The sequence below is a fragment of the Streptomyces sp. NPDC046900 genome (assembly GCF_040644975.1).
GTDB lineage: Bacteria > Actinomycetota > Actinomycetes > Streptomycetales > Streptomycetaceae > Streptomyces.
On the sequence record NZ_JBEYXD010000049.1, the window covers coordinates 39431 to 65387 of the forward strand.

The window sequence follows — 25957 nt, forward strand, 5'->3', positions numbered from 1 at the left end:
CTTTCATCCATGGGTTCGTCATTCAGCTCCTTTGCGCGCGGCTGTCCGTAGCGAGGTGCGCGCCGGAGTCAGGGGGAAGAACAGGGGCCCCCGTGAGGCGAAGGGGCCCTGTGAGGCGGAGACGACGGGCGTCAGTCGCGGGTGAGTTCGCCGTCGACGAGGCGCCACAGGTGCAGTGGGTTGGCCTCGCGCAGCGGCTCGGGCAGCAACTCGTCGGGGAAGTTCTGGTAGGTGACCGGACGCAGGAATCGCTCGATCGCGCTCATCCCGACGGAGGTGAAGCGACTGTCGGAGGTGGCCGGGAACGGGCCTGTGTGGACAGAGGCATAGGTCGCCTCCTGCGGGATGGAGAAGGCGTTGAACACGATGCGGCCGGTGCGGCGTTCCAGGATCGGCAGGAGCTGTACGGCGACGGCATGGTCGCTCACTTCGGCGTGGACGGTGGCCGACAGCTGACCCCGGAAGACGCGGGCGGCTTCCTGCAGTTGCTCCAGGCCGGTCAGCCGGACCAGCAGGACGGAGGGGCCGAAGACCTCCTCGCGGAGGGCCGGTTGGGACAGCAGCTGTTCACCGGTGACCTCGTAGAGCAGGGACTGGCCGTCCCCTGCGTGGTTCGGAGCCTGTCCCGCGCCGATCCGGACGGCGCCGCTGTCCTGCATCCGCCGTACGTTGCCCGTGTAGGCGTCGTGGATGCCGGGCGTGAGCATGGTCCGCGCGGCGGCCTTCTCCACCTCGGCCCTCGCCGCGTCCCGCAGTTCCGCGAAGCCCGGCCCGTCGACGGCGAGGAGGACGGCCGGCTTCAGGCAGGCCTGCCCGACGTTGTACTGCGCGCGCTGGGCAAGGCCGGCGCCGATCTCCGCGCCGCGGGCCGCGAGAGCGGCGGGCAGGACGAAGGTCGGGTTGACGCTGGTCATCTCGGTGAACACGGGGATGGGGTCGGGACGCTGCTGGGCCCGGCGGTACAGGGCCATGCCGCCGCCCTCGGACCCGGTGAAGGTGACCGCCCGGACCAGCGGGTGGTCCACCAGCGCCTCGCCGATCTCGTTGCCGGCGCCCCGGATCAGCGAGAAGACGCCTTCGTGCAGTCCCGCCTCGGCGACGGCCTGCTGGATGGCGCGGCCCTGGATCTCGGAGGAACCGGGGTGGGCGTTGTGCGCCTTGAGGACGACGGGGCAGCCGGCGGCCAGGGCCGAGGCGGTGTCGCCGCCCGCGACCGAGTACGAGATCGGGAAGTTGCTCGCGCCGAAGATCACGACGGGGCCGAGGGCCACCTTCTGCAGCCGGTGGTCCATGCGCGGTGCGGGCTGCCGACTCGGCTGGGCAGGGTCGACGGCCGCCTGGAGGAACCGGCCCTGACGCACAACGGTGGCGAACTTGCGGAAGTTCGCCGCGGTCCTCAGGGTCTCCCCCTCGAACTGGGCGGCGGGCAGTCCGGTCTCCAGCGAGGTACGTGCGGCGAGTTCGTCCTTGACCGCCTCGAGCTTGTCCGCGACGAGGTCGAGGAACGCGGCCCGCTCGGCCGGACCGGTGTGGCTGTAGCTGTCGAAGGCCTCGTCGGCCAGGCGCAGGGCCCGGTCGACCTCGGCCACGCCGCCGAAGGTGAACTCCGGCTCCAAGTACTCCCCGGTGGCGGGGTTGAACGCCTTCATCGTGCCCGCGGTGGCGGGCACCTGGGCTGCTCCGATCAGCAGGTCTCCGGTCAGTGTCATGCCCGAGCCTCCTCGAACGCGGTGGTGAGCTCGTCAGTGGTGACGATGGCGTGGGCGTAGGTGGGGCCGTTCAGTTCGTGAGCGGCGTGCATCATCTCGGGGCGGAGGGCCGCGGTGGCGTCACGGACCAGCGTCACGTGGTAGCCGAGTTCCATGGCGAAACGCGCGGTGGCCTCGATGCAGGTGTTGGCCAGCAGGCCCACGATCGCCACGTGGGTGATGCCGTGCTGCTTGAGCTGCATGTCCAGGTCGGTGTTGGCGAACCCGCTCGATCCCCAGTGCTCCTGGGCGACGACCTCGCCCGGCTGCGGCTCGAAGTCGGGGTGGAACTCCCCGCCCCAGGAGCCCCTGGCGAAGTGGTGCATCTGCTGGATCTTGCGCTGTGAGGGGTTCGGGTGGTTCCAGGAGTCGTAGTCCCCCGGCTCCCAGCGGCGGTGCGGGACGAACACCACGCGCACACCGGCTTCCCGGGCCGAGGCGATCACGGAGCGCAGATGGTCCAGCAGACCGACCTCCCTGGCCACCGGCTCCAGATGCGGCCAGACCTTGCCGCCCTCGGAGATGAAGTCATTGAAGGGGTCGACCAGCAGAACCGCCGTCCGGCGGGGGTCGTAGGTCTCGGACATGGTTCCTCCCAAAACTGGATGATGAAGGACATCTAGATTCAGGATTACCACCATCATCCTGAGAGTCAAACGACGCCTCGGACTCGAGGCAGGGGGGCAGGGGGGCGGATCACTTCCCGCAGCAGAGGCCGCCCGGGCGGACCGGGCGCGGAGCAGCACGAATCACATCTGTATGATGAACGTCATCCAGATTGCCGGGTCGAGAGACAGATACCGGGAGGTCATGACATGGGCCACTCGCAGGCAGCCAGAGCCGCGTCGCGTGAGCGCGTCCTGCAGGTCACCGCCCGACGCATCCGTGAGGAGGGCCTCACACGCCCGGGCGTCGCGGACCTGATGAAGGAGGCGGGCCTGACCCACGGCGGGTTCTACAAGCACTTCACCTCGCGTGACGACCTGATCACGCAGGCTGCGGCCCTGGCCCTGGAGGAGGGCTCGGCGAAGATGGAGCGGGCCGCGCGGACGAACGAGCAGGCACCGCGGACCGGCCTCATCGACTCCTACCTCGCCAAGCAGCACCGCGACGCGCCCGGCACCGGATGCGCCCTGGTCACGCTCGGCGCCGCCGCCGGGCGCGGTGACCAAGGCCTCAAAGAGGCCTACGAAAGGCAGGTCCGCACGTACCTGGACCTCATCGCCGGCCTTGACGACGGTTCCGAAGGGGCGCGGGCCGAGGCGATGCTCACCCTCAGCGCCCTGGTCGGCGCCATGCTCATGGCCAGGGCGGTAGCCGACCCGGCCTTGTCCGACCAGCTTCTGACCACGGTCGCCGACCGGCTCAAGCAACGGCAGTCACATGACTCGGCGCCCGCCGCCTGACGCGCAGCCCCGGGTCACGCGGGCTGTCAGACCGCACCGCCCGCACCGTGAACCGCCTCCGGCGTGCGGTGCTCGACGGCACCCCGCGGCCGACGCCCGGCTCCGGTTGCGGCTCCAGCTCCGGCTCCGGCTCCGGCAAGAACTGCCAACAGCCCGGCTCCGGCGAGAGCCGCTATTCGGACCCGGCAGGGTGTTTGCCGGCGTAGGGCCGAAGGCGGTCGATCTCGGTTCTTTCCGCGTACTTCTCGCACTCCGACAGGAGGTGACGGACGTACGGCTGACGCCCATGCTCCTCGAAGGCGTCGTGGTCGGCGTAGAGCTCGAAGAAGACGCGCTGGTTCGCCGCCCCCTCGACTTCGTTGCACACGTACACCAGCGTGCCGGGCTCGTGCGCACGGATCGCCGCAGCGGTCTCCCGGACCAGGTTGTCAAACGCTTCTCCTGCACCCTCGCGCAGCGTGAAGCGGACACAAAGCGCCACCGGGCTCATTCCTGCCTCCTTCCCGTCCCCCCAGTCTCACCACGCATCACCCGTCCCGCTCGCGGACGGCTCGTCACACCGTCCCTCAGCCGGGCATCAGCGACGGCCGGAGCACAGGAAAGAAGAAGAACAAGTCGCGGCCGTTCAGAACTGCCCCGCCCGCCCTGAGCCGGCCCGTGAGACGGACGCCCGCCAGTTGCCCGATGCGACTGACGTACCGGCATCACCACATCGTTCAAGGATCAGGAGCGCTCGTGGACATCAGTCAGCACCAACCGGGTGACGTTCGTTCGGTGCGGAGGGCCGGGGAACCGCCGTCGGCAATTGGACTTCTACCGCCGCTGTCCGTCCTCGACCTGGCGTTGACAGAAGAGGGCGCCGGAGCCCGCGACGCCATGGCCGCGGTGGTCTCGACCGCGCGACGGGCCAGTGAGCTCGGCTTTCGCAGGGTCTGGGTGGCCGAGCACCACAGGTATCGGTCTGTCGGCAGCGTCGCGCCCGCTGTGCTGTCGTCCCATCTCGCGGCCTCGACCTCCGGGGTCAGGGTCGGCTCGGGTGGGGTCCTGCTGACGAACCACGCTCCGCTCGCCGTCGCCGAGCAGTTCACCACGCTGGCAGCGCTCCACCACGGTCGCATCGACCTGGGCATCGGCCGCGGTCCGGGCACGAACGACCTCGACACCATCCGTGCGCTGCGTCGCGGAGCCGATCGGGCGACCGACGACGAGTACCGTGCCGGCCTCGTCGAACTGCTGGAGTATCTGGCCGATGCGGTTGCCTGGCGAGTGCTGCCGGGGGCCGACGCACTTCCCGAGCCGTGGCTCCTGTCATCGAGCGTCGGCGGTTCCGAGCTCGCCGCCGAGCTCGGATTGCCGCTCGCCTTCGCACATCACATTCGACCGGACAACACGCTTGAGGCGCTGGGGCGTTACCGGGAACAGTTCCGGGCCTCGCGGTGGTGCGAGCGCCCTCGGGTGCTGGTGAGTGTGGAGACCCTCTGCGCGCCGACCCATGCCGAGGCCGACCGTCTCGGTCGCCCGGCGATGCTCGCCATGGCTGCGGCCGTGGAGGGCCGTGCCGAGGCGCCGCTGCTGTCCCCGGCGAAGGCCGCGACAGAGACGCTGAACCCGGCGCTGGAGGAGCGGCTCGGACGGATGCGTGCTGCTCAGGCGTACGGGACCCCTGAAGAGGTGCGTCGACGGCTGTCGGCCGTGGCGTCACAAACCGGGGCAGACGAACTGATGCTGTCGCCCCCCGTCTACGACCTGAACGAGCGGATGCGTTCGCTTTCCTTGGTTGCTGCCGCCAAGCCCTGAAGCCGTCATGGGGTGGCAGCGCTGGTCAACGAGCAGGGCCCCGCCGTGCGATGTCTCAGATCTTCGACCAGAAGAACGAAAAACGGGCCCCGCCGTGACTTCCGCCACTGGCTGAGACCCGTTTTATCGGTACCTCGTGGTGGGGCACCCGACGAAATGCGCTGATCAGGGGCCGCGCCACCCTCATCAAAGATCGTTTCCCACAGTCCAGATCGGAGCGTGCCCCGATACCTGCGCGTCCACGCCGCCATGGGAGCGGTCTACGGTCGGCGGCTATCGCAGCGGACCGCGTGCCTCACTGCCTGACGGTGAAGTACTGCCATGCACCCCAAGTGTTGAGGTTGCCGGTGTCCTTGCTGCTGTGGACATACTCGGCCCGCATACGGAACTTGCTGTTGACCGCCTTGGTGAGGCTCAGCGTCGCGTAGCCGGTGCTCGAGGTGCTGAGCTTGCGGCAGGAGGAGGTGCTCTGTGTGTGCCAGGCACCGCCGTAGTACCGCTGGATCTGGAATTGCACGCACTGGCCGGCCTTGTTGGGCGTGACCGTGGCGTTCAGCTTGGCCTCGGCGGTGTGGTGGTAGACCCGGTAGAGAAGGCCGGCGTAGTGGGTGCTCCCGTAGTAGCCGCTGAGCGACTCGGACACCTTGGCGTAGGCCGACGCGGTCGTGGCGGCCGTGGCCGGGGCGAAACGGTAGTCACCGGCGAAAGCCGCGGTGAAGGTGGTCCTGCGGGTGAGTTTGTAGGTCGTGACCAGGTCGCCGTGGCTGTTCACCGTGCCGTTCTCGACCAGCGCCTTCTTGCCGCCGTAAGGCTGTGCGTAGATGGCGAGGGTACGGCCGTTATAGGTCGTGCCGAGGTGGGCGGTGACCTTTGCGGTCGCGCCGTAGGCGTACGACGGAGCGTCGGTCTTGATGGACACCGCAGTGGCACTGCGGGAGACCTGGACGGTCGCGGACGCGCTGACGGCCTGATGGGTGGAGTCACCCGCGTAGGTCACGGTGTAGGTGTTGGCTCCACCGACCTGCGGGACATCGGCAATGTGGAACGTGCCGTCGGCGGACAACGGCGCATCGGGCAGCGCCACACCGGCGGGATGGGCCAGGTCGCTCTTGACCACGTGAACGGCCTCACCGGATGAGTACGGAGCCGCCGACAGCTGCCCGGAGACGGTCAGTTGGGCCGTCCGGCCGGATGTCACCGGGGCGGTGAGGTCAAGGGTGGGCTGACTCGGGGGCGGGAGCTGCCACGGAGCCGAGAACGTGTACGCAGCTGGCTGCTGCGTCCGGTTCCCGGCCACATCGACCCCGACGACGTAAAGGGTGTGCGTTCCCCAGGACAGGGCGGTCGTCAGACTGCCGTTGCCCTCCGCGTCGGCGGGAACCCGGGCGGCACCGATGCCCGGTTCCTGGTCCAGGGCGTACTCGAAGTGGTCCAAGCCGCTGGCCTGGCAGTCCGGGGCGCCCGCCTCGGCGCACCCGCTGGGCAGGGGATCGCTGGTGGAGCTGAAGCTGAACGTGGTGGGCTGCCCGGCAGCCTTCGTGGGCGTTCCCGGGCTGCCCACCGGAGGGAAGTCCGGGTTGGTGACGACCGGAGTGAGGGGCGCGCTCCCGTCCACCCTGAAGTAGCAGGGCTCGGTCGGGTTCGAGTACGCCGTCCCGTCGTACGTCGACGCGTGCCAGCCGTAAGTGTGCCCGTCCGCCAGGGGCAGCGGGACGTACACGGACTGGACGGGCCCGGGCAGCCCGGAGACGGACCCGTCGGCCGCCTGCGAACCGTCCACGTCCCACATGTGGACGACCCCCTGGTACGTCACCCCGTTGACCGTGGGCCGCGGTACGCCGATGGAGACGGTCATCCCCGTGGGAGGCGGACTGGACACGGTCCGCCAGGTCGGGCTGCTGTCGCTGCCGCAGTCCGCTCCGGCCGGCAAGGTAGGCGCCGGCAGTGCCGGGTCGATCGGGGTCTCGTCGGCGGCCGCTGCCGCCGGAAACGCTGCCACGATCGCGCCGGCCAGCAGCAGCGCGAGCCTGCCGCGCTGGTGCGCGGTTCGATTCACAGGTGTCTTCCTTCTGGGCCCTGCCCGTACGTCAGTGTCGAATGCCTGCGCTCTCGCGGGGGCAGCGCCCGGGGGCCAGGTTGCGCACACGGCGATTGCCAGGGCAGCATGCGTCTCCCCACGCACGCGGCCTTTCCCCCGCTGCTGCGATACGGGACCGCAGAGCACCCGGACGCTAACACCGCCTCGGAGGACCCCACCGTCCCTTGATCAACTGTTTACTGCGGGCGGCAGCCGGCTTGCCACACGCCTCTCGGGCTCCGCTCCCGATGCCCAGGCCGGCCCGGCGGGCGGTCTCCTGCCGGTGCGTGCCGCAGTCAGCCGGTCAGGGCAGCCCTTCCTCTACCAGGCGAGCAAGATGCGGCAGCCCCGAAGAACCAATTCGACGAACTTCCCAGCGTTCCATGGGGGGTTCGTTCCAACGCACTCGTCAACCTTCGTCGTCCGGTGATGCGTGGACGCGGAGTTGGGCCTGCACTTTCCACCGGGTGTCACAGACGAAGGCGACGCGGAAGGCATGGCAGCGTTCATCTGCCGGGTTCCACGCGATGCCTTTGCCGTGTGGGCGGACAAGAGGTCGCACTCCGAGGACCGCGGAAGTTGGCTCACAGACAAGCTCCCATGCCTGGTCGCCCCCGAGGCTTGTCAATCGCGGTAGGAGCACGTCGGACTCGCTGCCGTCGTGGGCGTGGAAGCAACTGACCACGCCGTCGAGCAGAGCCTTGACGGTGCCTGCCGCGCGCCGGCCGGGAAGGTCAGGTCCCGCCACCGACAAGTCCAGCACGAATGAGTCTGCTACTCGGTCTGCCCCGGACCTTCCGGTTCGTATCGTGGTGCGCGGGCGCAGTCGCATCCACCATTCCCCTGGCGTCCGCGGGAGCTGGGCGCCAAGGTCAGCAGCGAGATCACCGATTACCACTGTGGCGTCTGGGTCGGGATCAGGTATCGCCGAGGCGAGGGTGTAGCGCACATGGTGTCGACCGTCGGTGCTGCTGCCGCGGCGGCAGACCAGTCCCGGGCCGAGCAGATGCCCATAGGAACCCGCTCCGATGTTGTACAGCAGGACGTTCTCCACGTCGGCGAACGCGTCATCCGGAGCGTCGTACTCAGCTATCAGCCCGTGCCCACGCTCCGGTTCAAGTGCCTGTAACGCCAGTCGCAGTTCATCCCGGAACCTACGCTGCCATCCTTGGGGCTCGAACGGCAGCCGCCTCACGCTCCAGGCTGAAACCACGCTCCGAGTTGCTTCGATCGCGTAGTCCACCCCTCCATCGTCGTCGTCATTTCCCACGCACACCAAGATCGTTTTCCGCAATCATGGTCAGCGGGTCTCTCGGATCGCATGGCAGGCACATCAGACGCCCGGTATCCGGGCGTCGCGGCTTCGGCGAGGGATTCGTCGATGCGCTTGCGGACCGGCGACTCGTCGCCGTAGCAGTCACCAAGTGCACGGAGGGACCTCAGACCTTCCTCGTCGTCTGGTTCGAAGCCGGCGAATGCCGCAACGTCCTCGTAGTTCTCGAGCTCCCCCTCGAGAGCGACCTCGGGAATTTCGTCTCGACCACCGATCAGGGTGTGGACGATCGAGTCCGCGGGTTCCCACCGCATCCGCGGCACCGCGGCACCGCGGCACAGACGATCCTGCTCGCCTTCCAGCTGGGCCACGCCAACCGCCGCAAAATCAAGAAGTGGTTGGACACCCTGGCACTGAACAGCGAACGACCACGCCGTCGTACCCATCACCGCCGGAAGACTGAAGAACCGAGGTCCTGGACTCCAGCCGGTTACCTGGTCCCGGCGGCGTAGATCGCCCTGACCAGACCGGCCGCCGAAGTGCGAACATCAGGACAAAGAAGCAGAACCCCGCCGTGAGATGCCTCACATATCGGGGCCCTGACGGCGTCTCGGCTCGAACCGTGCAATGTCTCACATTCTCGACAGAACCCGGCAGAACAACGATAAACGGGCCCCGTCGTGACTTCCGCCACTGACTGAGACCCGTTTCGTCGGTACCTCGTGGTGCGCGAGGGGGGAGTTGAACCCCCACGCCCTTGCGGGCACTGGAACCTGAATCCAGCGCGTCTGCCTATTCCGCCACCCGCGCATTGGGTGTGTCTTCCGGTCCCTGGCTCCTTGCGGCGCCGCCGCCTTCCGACATCCAGAACATTAGCACGCTGGAGAGGGTGGGTTCACATCCCTTTCCCGCAGGCCCCTGGCACCGGACACCATGGCCTGCCCGGCCCGGCAGGGCCCCGCGTGGACACGAACCCATCGGCGCCTACCGGCCACCACCTCGCACCCTCCGCCCTTCGCCCTGAGCGGCCCGCACCCCGTCCCCGACCGCTCCGCCGTGCGACACCGGACGGCGGCGGCCGGCGCCGTCCGCAGACCCGCGGGAGGACCCGTCACCTCCGTGATCGACGGCACTCCCGAAAGCGGCCGACGGTCCATTTCCCGGGCCGGCCGGCCCATATCCCCCACGGCGTCCCACAACGTCTCAACGCGACTCTGTTCACGTATCAACCTCGTACCGGTCCCGCCCATCTATCCGGGAGGGGACAGGGTCCACAGTCAGGTGCGGGACACTGGTCTACAGCCACCTCTACGATCCATGCCAGGACTACTCCGCGCCGTACGTGCAAGGAGTACGTCCGGAACTAGTTCGAAGAGGTCGTCCCACGGGAACTCCCGAGGCGTCGGCATCGTCGACAGGGCCGTTAGGGGGAACCAGCCGATTTTCCGGCGCGTGGATACGATCAGTAAGCAGTACCAGGTAAGCAGGACGCAGGACGGCAACGACGGAGGAGGTGCCCCATGGGAGTCCTGAAGAAGTTCGAGCAACGTCTCGAAGGTCTGGTCAACGGCACCTTCGCCAAGGTGTTCAAGTCCGAGGTCCAGCCCGTGGAGATCGCCGGTGCGCTGCAGCGGGAGTGCGACAACAACGCGACCATCTGGAACCGCGACCGGACTGTCGTCCCCAACGACTTCATCGTGGAGCTGAGCACGCCGGACTATGAGCGCCTCAGCCCCTACTCCGGCCAGCTCGGCGACGAGCTCGCCGGCATGGTGCGGGACTACGCCAAGCAGCAGCGGTACACGTTCATGGGCCCGATCAAGGTCCACCTGGAGAAGGCCGACGATCTCGACACCGGTCTGTACCGGGTGCGCAGCCGTACGCTCGCCTCCTCCACGGACCAGCAGGCGCCCGCGGCCGCCCCGGCCGGACGGCAGGGCCCCGGTGGGTACGGCTACCCGCAGCCCGCGGCTCCCGCGGGAGTGCCCCCGATGCCGTCCGCGCCGCCGCCCGGCGGGCGCGCCGGCGGAGGCGGCTACCCGCAGCCCGCGGGCCAGCGCCCTGGTGCCGCCCCGGCCTCCGGCGGGCGCACCCGCTACTGGATCGAGATCAACGGCGCCCGCCATCAGATCTCCCGTGCGACGCTCGTGCTGGGCCGCAGCACCGACGCCGACGTGCGGATCGACGACCCCGGCGTCTCGCGCCGGCACTGTGAGATCCGGACCGGAACGCCCTCGACGATCCAGGATCTCGGGTCCACCAACGGCATCGTGGTGGACGGGCAGCACACCACCCGCGCTACGCTCCGCGACGGCTCGCGGATCGTCGTGGGCAGCACCACCATCATTTACCGGCAAGCCGAAGGGTGAAGCGGGGGCAATGTCAGAGCTGACCCTCACGGTCATGCGGCTGGGTTTCCTGGCCGTACTGTGGCTGTTCGTGATCGTGGCCGTGCAGGTCATCCGCAGCGACCTGTTCGGTACGCGTGTCACACAGCGCGGCTCGCGCCGGGACGGCGGACGGCCCCAGCAGGCCGCCCGCCAGGCGGCGCCCCCGCCACAGCGCCAGCAGCCCAGCGGCGGCCGGCAGCGCCGTGGTGCCCCCACCAAGCTGGTCGTCTCCGAGGGTTCCCTGACCGGTACGACAGTCGCGCTGCAGGGCCAGACGATCACGCTCGGCCGCGCCCACGACAGCACGATCGTGCTGGACGACGACTACGCTTCCAGTCGGCACGCCAGGATCTACCCCGACCGGGATGGTCAGTGGATCGTCGAGGACCTCGGGTCCACCAACGGCACCTATCTGGACCGGGCCCGGTTGACGACTCCCACACCGATTCCGCTGGGCGCGCCGATCCGCATCGGCAAGACCGTCATCGAGCTGCGGAAGTAGTACGAAAAATGAGCGAGCGGAGCGAGCACGCAGCGGTGGCCCACACCACGGGCCCCGGCGCGCTCCCGACCGGAGGGTGGGCACCGTGCGGATGTACCCGGAGCCGACAGGCGAGGTGCGCATGAGTCTGTCACTGCGCTTCGCCGCCGGATCGCACAAAGGCATGATCCGCGAGGGCAACGAGGACTCCGGCTACGCCGGACCGCGCCTGCTCGCGATCGCCGACGGAATGGGCGGCCAGGCCGCCGGTGAGGTCGCCTCCTCCGAGGTGATCTCCACCATCGTCGCGCTCGACGACGACATCCCCGGCTCCGACATCCTCACCTCGCTCGGCGCGGCGGTGCAGCGCGCCAACGACCAGCTGCGCGCGATGGTGGAGGAGGACCCGCAGCTCGAGGGCATGGGGACGACGCTCACCGCCCTGCTGTGGACCGGTCAGCGGCTCGGCCTCGTCCACGTCGGCGACTCGCGCGCGTATCTGCTGCGGGACGGCGTCCTGACGCAGATCACCCAGGACCACACCTGGGTGCAGCGGCTCGTCGACGAGGGCCGCATCACGGAGGAAGAGGCCACCACCCACCCGCAGCGCTCCCTCCTGATGCGCGCACTGGGCAGCGGCGACCATGTCGAGCCCGACCTGTCCGTCCGTGAGGTGCGGGCCGGCGACCGGTACCTGATCTGCTCCGACGGACTGTCAGGGGTGGTCTCCCACCAGACGATGGAGGAGACCCTCGCCAGCTACCAGGGCCCCCAGGAGACCGTGCAGGAGCTGATCCAGCTCGCGCTGCGCGGCGGCGGCCCCGACAACATCACGGTCATCGTGGCCGACGTCCTCGACCTGGACACCGGGGACACCCTCGCGGCGCAGCTCTCCGACACCCCGATCGTGGTGGGCGCGGTCGCCGAGAACCAGCATCATCTGCACGACAACGGCATCATGCAGACGCCCGCCGGCCGCGCCTCCGGCCTCGGCCGCCAGGTGCCCGGGCAGGGCGGCGGCCAGTTCGGGCCGCCCGGCAGCGGCGACACCACCGGCTACGTCCCGGCGGGTAGCTTCGACGACTACACCGACGAGGACTTCGTCAAGCCGCGCAAGGGCCGCAAGTGGCTGAAGAGATCCTTCTACACGGTCCTCGCGCTCGGCATCCTCGGCGGCGGGTCCTACGGCGCCTACCAGTGGACGCAGACGCAGTACTACGTCGGCGCCAACGGCGAGCATGTCGCGTTGTACCGCGGCATCAGCCAGGACCTGGCGTGGGTGTCGCTCTCGAAAGTCGAGAAGGACCACCCCGAGATCGAACTCAAGTACCTGCCGCCGTACCAGCAGAAGCAGGTCAAGGCGACCATCGCCGAGGGCGGTCTCCCGGCGGCCCAGTCGAAGGTGTCCGAACTGGCCGTGCAGGCGTCCGCGTGCAAGAAGGAGGACGAGCGCCAGCAGGCCGAGAGTGCGAGCGGCGCCAAGGCCGGCAAGGGCGGGGACACCACGGGAACCACCACCACCTCCTTGACGTCCAAGGCCACGCCGACTCCGAATCCCTCGGGCTCGGCGACCAAGACCCCAACCGCACCCACACCCACACCCGGCCCCACCCTCTCGGAGGAAGAGCAGAAGGTCGTCTCACTGTGCGGTAAGCAGTAAGCAAGCCGTGAGGGGCCCTGTCACACCATGAGCAGCAGTACGAACACGTCGACCCACCACACGTCCACGATCGGCTCGATCGGGGCGCCGAGCCGGCGCAACACCGAACTGGCGCTGTTGATCTTCGCCGTCGCCATCCCGGTGTTCGCCTACGCCAACGTAGGCCTGGCCATCAACGGTTCGGTGCCCGCCGGACTGCTCAGCTACGGCATCGGCCTGGGTCTGCTGGCCGGGGTCGGCCACCTCGTCGTCCGCAAGTTCGCGCCGTACGCGGACCCGTTGCTGCTGCCGCTGGCCACGCTCCTCAACGGACTCGGCCTGGTCGTCATCTGGCGGCTCGACCAGTCCAAGCTGCTGCAGTCGATCCACGTGGCCGGGGGCAAGGCGACCAACCAGCTGATCTACACGGCGATGGGCATCGCGCTCTTCGTCGGCGTACTGGTCTTCCTGAAGGACCACCGGGTCCTGCAGCGCTACACCTACATCTCCATGGTCGTCGCGCTGGTCCTGCTGCTGCTCCCGCTGGTCCCGGGCCTCGGTGCCAACGTCTACGGCGCCAAGATCTGGATCCAGGTGGGCAGCTTCACCATCCAGCCCGGTGAGTTCGCCAAGATCGTGCTGGCGGTGTTCTTCGCCGGGTACCTGATGGTGAAGCGTGACGCGCTGGCCCTGGCCAGCCGCCGTTTCATGGGGCTCTACCTGCCGCGCGGCCGTGACCTCGGCCCGATCCTGGTCGTCTGGGCGATCTCGATCCTCATCCTGGTCTTCGAGACCGACCTCGGCACATCGCTGCTGTTCTTCGGAATGTTCATCATCATGCTGTACGTCGCCACCGAGCGGACCAGCTGGATCGTCTTCGGTCTGCTGATGTCCGCGGTGGGCGCCGTCGGCGTCGCGAGCTTCGAGCCGCACATCCAGACGCGTGTGCAGGCCTGGCTCAACCCCTTTCACGAGTACCAGCTCAGCCGCTCCGGGGCCCAGGACGGCATCGTCCACTCCGAGCAGGCCATGCAGGCCCTGTGGGCGTTCGGCTCCGGCGGCACCCTCGGCAGCGGCCTGGGCCAGGGCCACTCCGACCTGATCCGCTTCGCCGCGAACTCCGACTTCATCCTGGCCACGTTCGGCGAGGAGCTCGGGCTGGCCGGCATCATGGCGATCCTGCTGATCTACGGCCTCATCGTGGAGCGCGGCGTCCGCACCGCCCTCGCGGCCCGCGACCCGTTCGGCAAGCTGCTCGCCGTGGGCCTGTCCGGCGCCTTCGCGCTGCAGGTCTTCGTCGTCGCCGGCGGTGTCATGGGCCTCATCCCGCTGACCGGTATGACCATGCCCTTCCTCGCGTACGGCGGTTCGTCCGTCATCGCCAACTGGGCACTGATCGGCATCCTGATCCGCATCAGTGACACCGCGCGCCGTCCCGCACCGTCCCCCGCACCGAACCCCGACGCCGAGATGACCCAGGTGGTCCGCCCGTGAACAAGCCCCTGCGCCGGATCGCGATCTTCTGCGGGCTGCTCGTCCTCGCGCTGCTCATCCGCGACAACTGGCTCCAGTACGTCCAGGCCGACAGCCTGCGCACCAACCCGGACAACCGCCGTGTCCTGATCGCCCGGTACTCCAAGCCCCGCGGCGACATAATCGTCGACGGCAACCCGATCACCGGGTCCAAGAAGACGTCCACCGACAGCCTCAACGACTTCGCGTACAAGCGGACGTACAAGGACGGCCCGATGTGGGCGCCGGTCACCGGCTACGCGTCCCAGGCGTTCGGCGCCACGCAGCTGGAGTCCATCGAGGACGGCATCCTCACCGGCGACGACGACCGGCTGTTCTTCCGCAACACGCTCAACATGCTGACGGGCAAGGAGCAGGAGGGCGGCAACGTCGTCACCACGCTGAACGGGGCCGCGCAGAAGGCCGCGTTCGACGGGCTCAAGAACGTCGGCGGCAAGGGCGCCGCGGTGGCGCTCGACCCGCAGACCGGGGCGATCCTGGCGCTGGCCTCCTACCCGTCGTACGACCCGTCGTCGTTCGCGGGCAACTCCACCTCGGTGGACTCCAAGGCCTGGACGGGACTGCAGAAGAAGAACAACCCGAGCGACCCGATGCTGAACCGGGCTCTGCGCGAGACCTACCCGCCGGGCTCCACCTTCAAGGTGGTCACCGCGGCCGCCGCGCTGGAGAACGGGCTGTACTCCGAGGCCGACCAGAAGACCAACTCGCCGCTGCCCTTCACCCTGCCGAACACCAGGACCGAGCTGAAGAACGAGGGGAACATCCCCTGCAAGGACGCGACCATGCGCATCGCGCTGCAGTTCTCCTGCAACACGGTCTTCGGCAAGATCGGCGCGGACCTCGGCAAGGACAAGATGCTGGCGGAGGCGAAGAAGTTCGGGTTCGACTCCGAGCAGTTCACGCCGGTCCGCGCCAACGCCTCCAACTTCCCGGAGAAGATGGACGCGCCGCAGACCGCGCTCAGCTCGATCGGCCAGTTCGAGACAGCCGCGACGCCGCTGCAGATGGCGATGGTCGCCTCGGCGGTCGCCAACGACGGCAAGCTGATGAAGCCGTACATGGTCGACAAGCTGGAGACGTCGGGCGTCGACACCCTGGTGCAGACCCAGCCGCAGGAGCTGAGCCGGCCGCTGTCCGAGAAGAACGCCCAGATCCTTCAGTCGATGATGGAGACGGTCGTCCAGAAGGGCACCGGTACCAATGCGCAGATCCAGGGCGCCACGGTGGGCGGTAAGACCGGTACCGCCCAGCACGGTCTGAACAACAGCGAGAAGCCGTACGCCTGGTTCATCTCGTACGCCAAGCTCAGTGACGGCAGCTCCCCGGTGGCCGTCGCCGTGGTCGTCGAGGACGACAAGGCCAACCGCGACGACATCTCCGGTGGCGGCCTCGCCGCTCCCATCGCAAAGAACGTCATGGAGGCGGTCATCAACAGCAAGAAGTGACCCCCGTCACGTTCCCTTCACATCGGTGCACGTTGCGATACCGGTCCTGTATCGGGTGGCGGATGTGGCCAGGTCACGCAGAGCTAGCCGGGTACCGTATGCCCGGACAGCACACCGCCGGATCACACGCGGGTGTGGTCGGGATCGACGGAGAGGGCTGGTAGGAAGCTATGGAAGAGCCGCGTCGCCTCGGCGGCCGGTACGAGCTGGGCCAGGTGCTCGGCCGTGGTGGCATGGCCGAGGTCTACCTCGCGCATGACACCCGGCTCGGCCGCACCGTGGCGGTGAAGACGTTGCGGGCGGACCTCGCACGCGATCCGTCGTTCCAGGCCCGGTTCCGCCGGGAGGCCCAGTCGGCCGCCTCGCTCAACCATCCCGCGATCGTCGCGGTGTACGACACGGGCGAGGACTACATCGACGGGGTCTCGATCCCGTACATCGTGATGGAGTACGTCGACGGGTCCACACTGCGTGAGCTTCTTCACAGCGGCCGCAAGCTGCTGCCGGAGCGAGCCATGGAGATGACCATCGGCATCCTCCAGGGCCTCGAGTACGCCCATCGCAGCGGCATCGTCCACCGCGACATCAAGCCCGCGAACGTCATGCTGACGCGCAACGGCCAGGTCAAGGTGATGGACTTCGGCATCGCCCGCGCCATGGGCGACTCCGGTATGACGATGACGCAGACGGCCGCGGTGATCGGTACGGCCCAGTACCTCTCGCCGGAGCAGGCGAAAGGCGAGCAGGTCGACTCCCGGTCGGACCTGTATTCGACGGGTTGCCTGCTCTACGAGCTTCTGACCGTCCGTCCGCCGTTCGTGGGCGACTCCCCGGTCGCCGTCGCCTACCAGCACGTCCGCGAGGAACCCCAGCCGCCGAGCGTCTTCGACCCGGAGATCACACCGGCGATGGACGCGATCGTGCTGCGGGCGCTGGTCAAGGACCCGGACTACCGCTACCAGAGCGCCGACGAGATGCGGCAGGACATCGAGGCGTGCCTCGACGGCCAGCCGGTCGCGGCGACGGCCGCGCTGGGCGCGGTCGGCTACGGCGGCTATCCCGACGACCAGCCGACGACGGCCCTGCGCGCGGACGGCGGTGGCGGCGCCACCACGATGCTGCCGCCGATGAACCCCGACGACGGCGGCTTCGGCTACGACGACCGCCCGGACCGCCGCCGCCAGAAGAAGTCGAACACCTCGACGGTCCTGCTGGTCGTCGCGGGTGTGCTGGTTCTGGTCGGCGCGATCCTCATCGGCAAGTGGATGTTCAGCGGCGGGGGCGTGGGCAACGACAAGGTGGCCACGCCCAACTTCGTCGGCCAGTCCAAGGCCGATGCGCAGCAACTGGCGAACAACGCCGAGCTGAAGCTGTCCTTCTCGCAGAAGCCCTGTGAGGACCAGAAGAAGGGCAACATCTGCACCCAAGACCCCACGCCGAACACGGAGGTCGAGAAGAACTCCAAGATCGACCTGGTGGTCTCCACGGGCGCGCCCAAGGTGGCGGTGCCCAACGTGATCAGCAAGGACGTAAACGCGGCCACGCAGCAGCTCGAGAGCAAGGGCTTCCAGGTCAAGACCAAGCAGTCGGAGTCCAGTCAGGCCGCCGGCACGGTCCTCAGCCAGAACCCCGACCCGGGTACCGAGCTGGAAAAGGGCTCGACGGTGACCCTCGAGGTCGCCAAGGCGGCGGAGACGACGACCGTGCCCGATGTGACGGGCCAGGCCTGTGACCAGGCCAAGCAGCAGATTCAGGCGAACAACCTGACGCCGGGCGACTGCACCGACGTGGACACCGCAGACCCGAACCTGGTCGGCAAGGTCGTCCAGACCTCTCCGGCGAAGGGCGACACGGTCAAGAAGGGCACCACGGTCGCGATCCAGATCGGCAGGCAGGCCCAGAACGAGCAGACGACGGTTCCGAACATCCAGGGCCAGAAGCTCAAGGACGTCAGGCGGATGCTGCAGGACGCGGGCCTGCAGGTCGGCCAGATCTCCGGCGCCCAGGACGACAACGCCACGGTCGTCGGCTCGAACCCGCCCCAGGGCCAGCAGGTCCCGAAGGGCAGCGCAGTGAACCTCGTCGCCATCGACCAGGGCGGCAACGGGAACAACGGCGGCACGAACTTCTTCGGTGGAATCACCGGCAGGAGGAACTGACCCGCCCGGTACGACGACTGAGCCCCGGCTCCCTCTCGAGGGGGCCGGGGCTCAGTCGTGTGTCCGGGGAAGTACGGCGCTCAGCCCAGCTCCTTCGGCGGGGTCCGCTTGCTGTCGACCTTCTGCACGCGCTCCAGTTCGCCCCACACGATGTAGCGGTACTCCGACGTGTAGACCGGGGTGCACGTCGTCAGGGTGATGTAGTGGCCCGGCTTCTTCACACCGGCCTGCTTGGGGACGGCGCCGAGGACCTTCACGTCGTACTTCGACGTCTGCGGCAGGATCGAGAAGACCTTGTAGACGTACCAGTTGTCCTTCGTCTCGAAGACGATCGGGTCGCCCTTCCTCACCTTGTCGATGTTGTGGAACTTCGCCCCGTGCCCGTCGCGGTGCGCGGCCAGCGCGAAGTTGCCGGTCTTGCCCGTCATCGGCAGCGTCGCCTTGACGGGATCGATGTAGTAGCCGGCGACGCCGTTGTTCAGGACGTCCGTCGACGTGCCCTTCTCGACCAGCACATCGCCGTTCTTCATCGCCGGCACGTGCAGGAAGCCGATGCCGTCCTTGGTGTCCAGCGCACCCGGCCCGGCGTCCTTCCCGGCCGCCCAGTGGTCGCGCACCTTGTTGCCCTGCTGGTCGGCCCTGCGGTCCGCTATCACGTTCGTCCACCACAGCGAGTACACGACGAACAGGCCGAGGAGCAGGCCCGCCGTGATGAGCAGTTCTCCGAAGACGCTGACGGCCGCTGCCACCCTGCCGCGCCCGCCCTGCCGCGGTCCGGACGGGAAGCCGGCGCCCGGCGACATCGCGCCGGTCTGCTCGTCCTGGTCGGTCGTCACTCCCACTGCATCTGCCCCGTCTTTTCCACGTGCCTGTGAGCCCGCGTGCCCTGCCGGGTCCGCGTGTCCTACGAAATGAGCGCGTCCGGCTTGCCCTTGCTGCGCGGCCGTTCCTCGACCATCTTGCCCCACACGATCAAGCGGTACTTGCTGGTGAACTCCGGAGTACAGGTGGTCAGCGTGATGTAGCGACCCGGCTGGGTGAAACCGGAGCCCTTCGGTACGGGGGCGAGGACGCCGGTGTTCGACGGCGACGTCACCGGAAGGGTGGACGTCATCTTGTAGACGTAGTACGCGTCCTGCGTCTCCACCACGATCGAGTCACCCGGCCGCAGACGGTTGATGTACCGGAACGGCTCGCCGTGTGTGTTCCGGTGTCCCGCGAGCCCGAAGTTGCCCGTCTTGGCGTCCGGCATCGCCGTCTTCAGGCTGCCCTCGCCGTAGTGCCCGACCATGCCCTTGTCGAGCACCTTCGTCTTGCTGGTGCCCTCCGCGATCGGCGCGACCACGTCCAGCTTCGGGATGTGCAGCAGGGCGAAGCCCTGCCCGGGGGCGAACTCGCCCGGTTCCCGCTTGCCGGTGGCCCAGTCCTGCTGCAGGTGCTGCGCGGTACTGCCGGCCTCCTGGTGCGCCCGCACATTCGACCACCACAGCTGGTACGTCACGAACAGCAGCATCACCACACCGGTAGTGATGAACAGCTCGCCCACCACGCGGCTCACCAGGACGCCCGTGCTGGGCTTCTGGGCCCGTGCGGCCCGCCGGGCCTCCAGACGGGATCTGGGGGCCTCTGCGGGCGTCCCAGCGGCCGTCTCGGTCGTCTGGGGACCGTTCCCACGCCGCCCGTGCCGCCGCGCCGCCTTGCGCCGCGCGGCGCGGCCACCGGACGGGGCTGCGTCACCGGCGCCACCGATGCGGTCCGCGGCCCGCCGGGCCTCCTCCACGTCGGCGGAGCGCAGCGCGACCGTCTCACTGTCCACGGGCGCCGGTGCGCCGTAGGACGGGGCCCTCACGGGCTCGCCGTAGGAGAGCGGTGCCCCGGAGGGGTCGTACGCCTGCTGGGACGCCTGCTGCCCGTACGACGGGTCCGCGTACGCCTGGTCGCCGTAGCCCGCGCTGCCGTGCCACTCCTGCCCCTGCCACGCTCCGGCGCCCCCGTACGGCTGCTGCGCGTACGGGGGTCCCGGTTCCGCGGCGCCGCCGTAGGAGGCGCCGGTCTCGCGCTCGGGGCGCAGGGCGGTCACGCCGTGGCCCTGCCCACCACCGGGGCGAGCCCCGTCGATCTCGCCACGGCCCCCTGGTCACCGCACTCCACCAGCCAGTTGGCCAGCATCCGGTGGCCGTGCTCGGTCAGCACCGACTCGGGATGGAACTGCACGCCCTCCACAGGGAGTTCGCGGTGCCTGAGACCCATGATGATCCCGTCGTGGGTGCGCGCCGTGACCTCCAGCTCGGCCGGCACCGTCTCCGGCTCGGCGGCCAGGGAGTGGTAACGGGTCGCGGTGAAGGGGGACGGCAGCCCGGCGAAGACACCCTTGCCCTCGTGCTCGACCAGAGAGGTCTTGCCGTGCAGGAGCTCCGGCGCACGGTCGACGACACCGCCGTAGGCCACCTGCATCGACTGCATGCCCAGGCAGACACCGAAGACGGGGACGCCGGTCGCGGCACAGTGCCGCACCATCTCCACGCAGACACCCGCCTGCTCGGGGGTGCCGGGGCCGGGGGACAACAGCACGCCGTCGAAGCCGTCCTGGGCGTGTCCCGTCGAGACCTCGTCGTTGCGCAGCACCTCGCACTCGGCGCCCAGCTGGTACAGGTACTGCACCAGGTTGAAGACGAAGCTGTCGTAGTTGTCGACGACGAGGATGCGGGCGCTCACTGGTTGTCCACCGTCACATCGTTGAAGGGCAACAGCGGTTCTGCCCACGGGAAGACGTATTGGAACAGGGCGTAGACCACAGCCAGGACCAGCACGAGGGAGATCAGTGCCTTCAGCCATGCGTTGCCCGGCAGATGCCGCCAGATCCAGCCGTACATGCCGTCCCTTCCGTCTCTCCACGGCACCAGACTCACGCCGTACGCCACCAGACTAACGGCGCAGAGCCGCCGGTTTCCCTGCCTCCACAGGCTGTGTGGAATCGAGGTGCGCCCAGACGATCAGCCGGTGACTGTGCCCCCATTCGGGATCGCACGTGGTCAGCGTCAGATACCGGCCCGGACGCTTGTAACCCGATTTACGTGGTACAGGGTCGATTACTTCAACGTCCGTGGGCACGGTTTTGTATGGGCCTTTGTCGATCCGATACGTGAACCAGGTTGTGCCGTCGGTGAGGACGACGGCGTCACCGGACCGCAGCCTGGGGAAGTCCTTGAAGGGGTCGCCGTAGGTGCGCCGGTGGCCTGCGACCGCGAAGTTGCCCTCCTGGCCGAGCTGGGCCGAGCCCGTGTAGTGGCCGAGCCCCTTCTTCAGGGTGTCCACGGCCGTGTCCTCGAGCACGGGCTTGTTCCACGTGAAACCGAGCCGCGGGATGTACATGACGGCGAACGGCCGGCCGGGGACGTACGGCGCCGGTTTCCGCGGGCTCGCCGGGCCGCCGGCCGCAGTCGTCGGCCGCACCGTCCCCGTCGACCACTGCCGCTGCAACTGGTCGACCTGCTCGTTCATCGCACTGTCGGCCTTCACACCGGTCCAGAACAGCACATAGACGACGAAGAGGACGATGAGAGTGCCGGCGGTGATGCACAGTTCGCTGACGGTCCGGACGATCACGCGCACCGACACAGGTTTCCCCCAGCGGCAGCTGTTCCCGGCTCTACTCCACGGGCTTCGCGTAGTGCAGATCCACTGTGCCCGAGTAGCCGGGGAGAGTCACCGTCCCGTCCTCGGTGACTTTCCAGCCGAGGCCGTAGACGTTGACGTACACCATGTAGTTCTGGATCGCGGGCGAGGCGGCGACCGCCTTCTGCAGCTTGTCCGGGTCCCCGACGGCAGTGATCTTGTACGGGGGCGAGTAGACCCGGCCCTGGAGGATCAGGGTGTTGCCCACGCACCGCACGGCGCTGGTGGAGATCAGCCGCTGGTCCATGACCTTGATGCCCTGTGCGCCGCCCTGCCACAGGGCGTTCACCACGGCCTGGAGGTCCTGCTGGTGGATGACCAGGTAGTCGGGCTGCGGCTCGGGGTAGCCGGGGAGCTTGGCCGTGGCGTTCGGCGGGGCGTCGTTGAGGGTGACCGTGACGGCCCTGCCGGTGAGCTTCTCGGTGCCCGCGTTCTTCTCCAGCGCCGCGAGCCGGGCCTCCTCGGCCTTGCTGGTGCTGCCGCCCGTGCGCTTGGCCAGGGTGTCCACGTCGTCCCGCAGTGTGGCGTTGGACTCATCGAGCAGGGCGTTCTTGTGGCTGCGGTCGTGGATGAGGTCGGACAGCTTCAGCAGCGAGGAGTCCGTGCGGATGTTGGTGCCCCTGGCCGTGTTGAAGCTGGTGAAGAAGAGCAGGCCGGCGAGCGCGAAGACGCCCACGGTCAGGACGCGCACGGGCCTCAGTCGGCGTGTGCGCGGGGAGACGGACCCCGTGGACCCCGTTTCCGGGGCGTCGGAACCCGGCTGGGAGGAGTCGGCAGTATTGCTCAACGTACCCTTATCTCCTTCGGCGCCGCGGAAGCACTACGCTAACGGACGCCCGGGGGAGCGCTCAGTGTCCCCTTGTACGCTGCTCCGGAGCCCGCCCCAGTTCCCTGCGCGGCCACGCAGCGCATCGACAGGAGAGACCCTCGTGCCGAAGTCACGTATCCGCAAGAAGGCCGACTACACGCCGCCGCCGTCCAAGCAAGCCACGGCTATCAAGCTGAACAGCCGTGGCTGGGTGGCGCCGGTCATGCTGGCCATGTTCATCATCGGTCTCGCCTGGATCGTCGTTTTCTACGTGACCGACGGCTCACTGCCGATCCACGCCCTCCGCAACTGGAACATCGTGGTGGGCTTCGGATTCATCGCGGCCGGGTTCGGCGTCTCCACGCAGTGGAAGTAGCGGCTCACGCCCGCTCGCGGCCGGCTCTGCCCATGGCTGTGCGCTGAGTTATCCACAACCTTGTCCACAGAGTCCGCGACCAGTGGAAAAAGAACGACCATCTGTGGATAACCGTTCGGGCGTTGACACCGGTATGACGGAATCACCGGCTCCCGCAAAACTGTTCGCCCCCTGTCCGACCTGGGAAAACTCCGGTCAGTGACAGGGGGCGCGGTCGTTCCCCACCAGGTGCACAAGATCCGCCACAGACTGTGGACAACGCTGGGTACAACCTCGGGCTACGGCCCGTACACATCGGCTGTTCAGGTGAGCTGGGCAGTTCTGAGGACCGTCATGAGGACCACGGCGGCCAGCACCAGCGCGCACACCCCGTACTGCACGAGGGCCCTCCTCTGACGCGGGGCGTGGACCATGGCGTAGCCGACCACCACACCGCCGACGAGTCCCCCGATGTGGGCCTGCCATGCAATATTGCTCCACCCGAACGTGAAGATCAGGTTGATCACCAGGAGCGCGATCACGGGCCGCATGTCGTAGCGGAGCCGGCGCATCAGCACGGCCGTGGCGCCGAAGAGCCCGAAGATCGCGCCGGAGGCACCGAGCGAGGGCTGGTTCGGGGCGGCGATCAGATAGGTGAGCGCACTGCCGGCCAGCCCGGCGGAGAAGTAGAGCGCGAAATAGCGGGCACGGCCGAGAGCCGCTTCCAGCGGGCCGCCGATCCACCACAGGCTGAGCATGTTGAACAGGATGTGGACAAAGTTGCCGTGCAGGAACATCGCCGTCAGGAGGCGGTACCACTGGCCCTGCGCGATGCCCTCGACCGAGCCGAGCAGCGGGACGTAGGCCTGGCCGAGGAGCTCGAAGCGGTCCGTGAAGCGGTCGCCCACCGACAGCTGCACCAGGAAGACCGCCAGATTGATCCCGATCAGCAGCTTGGTGAGCAGCCGGGGGTCGGCGGTGACGGTTCCGCCCGCAAGCGTGCGGGGCGCCGAGGCGGCAGGGGCGTGCCCCGTGCCGGAGCCGCTGCGGACGCAGTCCGGGCACTGGAAGCCGACCGAGGCGTTGACCATGCACTCCGGGCAGATCGGGCGCTCACAGCGGGTGCAGCGGATACCCGTCTCACGGTCCGGGTGCCGGTAGCAGACCGGCAGCTCCCGTGCTCCGTGCGGCTCCTGGTGCGGCGGGCCCTGCGGTGGGCTGCCTGGCGCCTGGTCCATGGGTCCCTCACTCTCCGCGTACGACGGGGTGCCCCGCCCTTCCTTCTACGGACGGGCGGGGCGGTTTTGTTCCCTCGTGCGGTGTGCCCCTCGGGCTCAGCCCTCGCGGGACTCGACGACGACCGACTCGATGACGACGTCGTTGACCGGGCGGTCCGTGCGCGGGTTGGTCTGAGTGGTGGCGATGGAGTCCACGACCTTCTGGCTGGCCGCGTCGGTGACCTCGCCGAAGATGGTGTGCTTGCGGGTCAGCCAGGCCGTCGGCGAGACGGTGATGAAGAACTGCGAGCCGTTGGTGCCCGGGCCGGCGTTGGCCATGGCCAGCAGGTACGGCTTGTCGAACGCGAGGTCCGGGTGGAACTCGTCCTCGAACTGGTACCCGGGGCCGCCGGTGCCGTTGCCCAGCGGGTCGCCGCCCTGGATCATGAAACCGCTGATCACCCGGTGGAAGACCGTGCCGTCGTAGAGCTTCTTGGCGGACTTCTCGCCGGTGGCGGGGTGGGTCCACTCACGCTCGCCCTTGGCGAGCTCGACGAAGTTCCGGACCGTCTTGGGCGCGTGGTTCGGCAGAAGCCGGACCTGGATGTCGCCGTGGTTGGTCTTCAGGGTGGCGTAAAGCTGCTCAGCCACGATCTGCCTTCCGTTGTCCTCTGTGACTCCCCGATCCTCGCACGGTATGCCCCCCACGTCGCCCGGCCCCACCTCTGTGTGGACATCCGCGCGTCGCTCCACCGTCATCTGGGCTTGCCGGAGCGGTCGCGGGCGGCTCTGGGGCTCCGTCCCGTGCTCCGGGCGCTTGGAAAACAAGCCGAGTCGTCCCGTCGCGGGGGCGCAGAGCGGCGATCCGTGGCATTGTCGTCGTCAAGCTCCTGTTGCCCCGTATTCATCCGCTATTGCATGTGATCGGCCGATGCGCATGATCATTCCCCTTGTCACCGACCCCGGACGCGGACCGGGGCCGTCCGCTATGAGTCCCATGACCCGGATGCCCCTGCTCGCATGCCCGGCGGTTCTTCGAGAGGCATGATCCGTAAAAGGCTGGAAAGTCGAATTACCGTACGCCACCGAGGAGGAGGAACCCGTGACCCGCATCGACAGCGTGCGCGCCGCGACCGGTTCGGCGAAGGACAGCGTGCTGCATGCCGCGGAAGTGGTGGCGCCCTACGCCGACACGGCCAAGGACAAGGCCGCGCACTACGCACACGAGGCGCGCGTCCGACTCGCGCCGAAGGTGTCGCAGGCCGCCGGACAGGCCCGCGTCCAGTACGACGCCTATCTCGCCCCGCGCCTGGAACAAGCCCTGGAACAGGCCCGCACCCATGTGCCGCCCAGGGTCGACCAGGCCGCACAGGATGCCGCGGCCTACACCCGCAAGGCTGCCCGGCAGGCCGCCGACTACTCCCGTCCCCGGTTCGAGCAGGCGGTCGCCGCGGCAGGTCCGGCACGGGACGAGGCGGCGGCCCGTAGTGTCGCGGCGCTGGCCGCGCTGCGCGGTCAGATCTCGCCGCGACAGATCCAGAAACTGGTGCGCAAGCAGCAGCGGCGGGCGAAGGCCGGCCGCATCGCCAAGGGTCTGGCGGTGCTGGGCGTACTGGCGGGCGGCGCCTTCGCCGCCTGGAAGTGGTGGGACAGGCAGGCGAACCCCGACTGGCTCGTCGAGCCGCCCGCCGCGACCGAGGTCCCGCAGAGCGACCGTCTGACATCGGTGGACGGCAGCGGACCGAGCGTGCTGGACCCCGATGTGGAGGCAAAGCAGGCCGAGGAGGACTCGGACAACGACGACCGACGCTGACACCGCCTGTCCAACCAGACGGCAACAGCACCGTGGGGCAGGAGACTTGAGGGCCGAGCGTGGCGACGCCGGAGGGCTCGCCGATAGAGCTGACGGCCACCTCGGAAGAGGCGGGCGTCGAGCTGTCCTGGTCTCCAGTGA

At 68.5% G+C, this 25957-nt stretch carries 23 protein-coding genes and 1 tRNA gene; 10 read left to right on the forward strand and 14 right to left on the reverse strand.

The genetic code is table 11. The features are described from left to right. Positions 1–131 precede the first annotated feature (131 nt). Both ABZ904_RS33655 and ABZ904_RS33660 read right to left on the reverse strand, forming a co-directional pair. The gene (locus ABZ904_RS33655; protein ID WP_360991076.1) at positions 132–1709 is read right to left on the reverse strand and encodes an aldehyde dehydrogenase (NADP(+)); all 1578 of its coding nucleotides are present in this window, start codon (positions 1707–1709) and stop codon (positions 132–134) included. Then, positions 1706–2335 (reverse strand): isochorismatase family cysteine hydrolase, encoded by a 630-nt coding sequence (locus tag ABZ904_RS33660; protein ID WP_361827620.1) that lies wholly within the window; start codon positions 2333–2335, stop codon positions 1706–1708. The genes ABZ904_RS33655 and ABZ904_RS33660 overlap by 4 nt, the downstream gene beginning before the upstream one ends. A 228-nt stretch (positions 2336–2563) precedes the next feature. On the opposite strand from ABZ904_RS33660, the gene ABZ904_RS33665 reads away from it, so the two are divergent. Beyond that, positions 2564–3154, forward strand: a complete 591-nt coding sequence (locus ABZ904_RS33665; RefSeq protein ID WP_361827623.1) for a TetR/AcrR family transcriptional regulator — start codon at positions 2564–2566, stop codon at positions 3152–3154. A 172-nt stretch (positions 3155–3326) separates the two neighbouring features. Here the strand turns inward: ABZ904_RS33665 and ABZ904_RS33670 are convergent, their stop codons facing one another. Then, positions 3327–3644, reverse strand: coding sequence for an antibiotic biosynthesis monooxygenase (locus ABZ904_RS33670; protein ID WP_359390393.1), 318 nt, complete (start codon positions 3642–3644; stop codon positions 3327–3329). A 284-nt stretch (positions 3645–3928) separates the two neighbouring features. Between ABZ904_RS33670 and ABZ904_RS33675 the strand changes: the two genes are divergently transcribed. Next, complete coding sequence (locus tag ABZ904_RS33675; RefSeq protein WP_361827652.1) at positions 3929–4951, forward strand: LLM class flavin-dependent oxidoreductase; 1023 nt, start codon at positions 3929–3931, stop codon at positions 4949–4951. A 295-nt stretch (positions 4952–5246) separates the two neighbouring features. Here ABZ904_RS33675 and ABZ904_RS33680 read toward each other — a convergent pair whose 3' ends face one another. The 3 genes from ABZ904_RS33680 to ABZ904_RS33690 form a co-directional block, all read right to left on the reverse strand. Continuing rightward, positions 5247–7007: a hypothetical protein gene (locus tag ABZ904_RS33680; protein WP_361827627.1), complete on the reverse strand. Its 1761-nt coding sequence runs from the start codon at positions 7005–7007 to the stop codon at positions 5247–5249. Between the two features lie 430 nt (positions 7008–7437). Further along, positions 7438–8298, reverse strand: a complete 861-nt coding sequence (locus ABZ904_RS33685; protein WP_361827630.1) for a hypothetical protein — start codon at positions 8296–8298, stop codon at positions 7438–7440. A gap of 726 nt (positions 8299–9024) precedes the next feature. Then, positions 9025–9111 (reverse strand) — tRNA-Leu (locus ABZ904_RS33690). 710 nt (positions 9112–9821) lie between these two features. On the opposite strand from ABZ904_RS33690, the gene ABZ904_RS33695 reads away from it, so the two are divergent. The 6 genes from ABZ904_RS33695 to pknB all read left to right on the forward strand — a co-directional run bounded on the left by ABZ904_RS33695 (position 9822) and on the right by pknB (position 17948). After that, positions 9822–10670: a DUF3662 and FHA domain-containing protein gene (locus ABZ904_RS33695; RefSeq protein ID WP_360991050.1), complete on the forward strand. Its 849-nt coding sequence runs from the start codon at positions 9822–9824 to the stop codon at positions 10668–10670. 10 nt (positions 10671–10680) lie between these two features. Next, the gene (locus tag ABZ904_RS33700) at positions 10681–11193 is read left to right on the forward strand and encodes an FHA domain-containing protein (RefSeq protein WP_359390412.1); all 513 of its coding nucleotides are present in this window, start codon (positions 10681–10683) and stop codon (positions 11191–11193) included. 121 nt (positions 11194–11314) lie between these two features. Further along, complete coding sequence (locus ABZ904_RS33705) at positions 11315–12832, forward strand: Stp1/IreP family PP2C-type Ser/Thr phosphatase (protein WP_359390415.1); 1518 nt, start codon at positions 11315–11317, stop codon at positions 12830–12832. Positions 12833–12859: 27 nt separating this feature from the next. Further along, entirely contained in the window at positions 12860–14305 is a 1446-nt protein-coding gene (locus ABZ904_RS33710; RefSeq protein ID WP_361827635.1) for an FtsW/RodA/SpoVE family cell cycle protein, read from the forward strand. Then, the gene (locus tag ABZ904_RS33715; protein WP_361827638.1) at positions 14302–15789 is read left to right on the forward strand and encodes a penicillin-binding transpeptidase domain-containing protein; all 1488 of its coding nucleotides are present in this window, start codon (positions 14302–14304) and stop codon (positions 15787–15789) included. The genes ABZ904_RS33710 and ABZ904_RS33715 overlap by 4 nt, the downstream gene beginning before the upstream one ends. Before the next feature lie 170 nt (positions 15790–15959). Next, positions 15960–17948 (forward strand): Stk1 family PASTA domain-containing Ser/Thr kinase, encoded by a 1989-nt coding sequence (pknB, locus tag ABZ904_RS33720; protein ID WP_361827641.1) that lies wholly within the window; start codon positions 15960–15962, stop codon positions 17946–17948. Between the two features lie 80 nt (positions 17949–18028). Here the strand turns inward: pknB and ABZ904_RS33725 are convergent, their stop codons facing one another. The 6 genes from ABZ904_RS33725 to ABZ904_RS33750 all read right to left on the reverse strand — a co-directional run bounded on the left by ABZ904_RS33725 (position 18029) and on the right by ABZ904_RS33750 (position 22410). Continuing rightward, positions 18029–18751 carry a class E sortase gene (locus ABZ904_RS33725; protein WP_359390731.1) on the reverse strand — a complete coding sequence of 241 codons (723 nt, stop codon included), beginning with the start codon at positions 18749–18751 and terminating at the stop codon, positions 18029–18031. A gap of 101 nt (positions 18752–18852) precedes the next feature. Continuing rightward, on the reverse strand, positions 18853–20028 hold the full coding sequence (locus ABZ904_RS33730; protein WP_359390426.1) for a class E sortase: 1176 nt from the start codon (positions 20026–20028) through the stop codon (positions 18853–18855). Next, positions 20025–20663 (reverse strand): aminodeoxychorismate/anthranilate synthase component II, encoded by a 639-nt coding sequence (locus ABZ904_RS33735; protein ID WP_359390429.1) that lies wholly within the window; start codon positions 20661–20663, stop codon positions 20025–20027. Before ABZ904_RS33735 ends, ABZ904_RS33730 begins: the two co-directional genes overlap by 4 nt. Continuing rightward, the gene (locus ABZ904_RS33740) at positions 20660–20821 is read right to left on the reverse strand and encodes a hypothetical protein (protein ID WP_359390432.1); all 162 of its coding nucleotides are present in this window, start codon (positions 20819–20821) and stop codon (positions 20660–20662) included. Before ABZ904_RS33740 ends, ABZ904_RS33735 begins: the two co-directional genes overlap by 4 nt. A 52-nt stretch (positions 20822–20873) precedes the next feature. Continuing rightward, entirely contained in the window at positions 20874–21560 is a 687-nt protein-coding gene (locus tag ABZ904_RS33745) for a class E sortase (protein ID WP_359390435.1), read from the reverse strand. A gap of 37 nt (positions 21561–21597) precedes the next feature. Next, positions 21598–22410 (reverse strand): DUF881 domain-containing protein, encoded by an 813-nt coding sequence (locus ABZ904_RS33750; protein WP_359390440.1) that lies wholly within the window; start codon positions 22408–22410, stop codon positions 21598–21600. 142 nt (positions 22411–22552) lie between these two features. Between ABZ904_RS33750 and crgA the strand changes: the two genes are divergently transcribed. Continuing rightward, positions 22553–22807, forward strand: coding sequence for a cell division protein CrgA (gene crgA / locus ABZ904_RS33755; protein ID WP_359390442.1), 255 nt, complete (start codon positions 22553–22555; stop codon positions 22805–22807). A gap of 302 nt (positions 22808–23109) precedes the next feature. On the opposite strand, the gene ABZ904_RS33760 is transcribed toward crgA, so the two are convergent. Continuing rightward, the gene (locus ABZ904_RS33760) at positions 23110–24024 is read right to left on the reverse strand and encodes a rhomboid family intramembrane serine protease (RefSeq protein ID WP_361827647.1); all 915 of its coding nucleotides are present in this window, start codon (positions 24022–24024) and stop codon (positions 23110–23112) included. Positions 24025–24120: 96 nt separating this feature from the next. Continuing rightward, complete coding sequence (locus tag ABZ904_RS33765) at positions 24121–24654, reverse strand: peptidylprolyl isomerase (RefSeq protein WP_359390448.1); 534 nt, start codon at positions 24652–24654, stop codon at positions 24121–24123. 451 nt (positions 24655–25105) lie between these two features. Between ABZ904_RS33765 and ABZ904_RS33770 the strand changes: the two genes are divergently transcribed. Beyond that, positions 25106–25816 carry a DUF5324 family protein gene (locus ABZ904_RS33770; protein ID WP_359390451.1) on the forward strand — a complete coding sequence of 237 codons (711 nt, stop codon included), beginning with the start codon at positions 25106–25108 and terminating at the stop codon, positions 25814–25816. Positions 25817–25957: the final 141 nt, after the last annotated feature.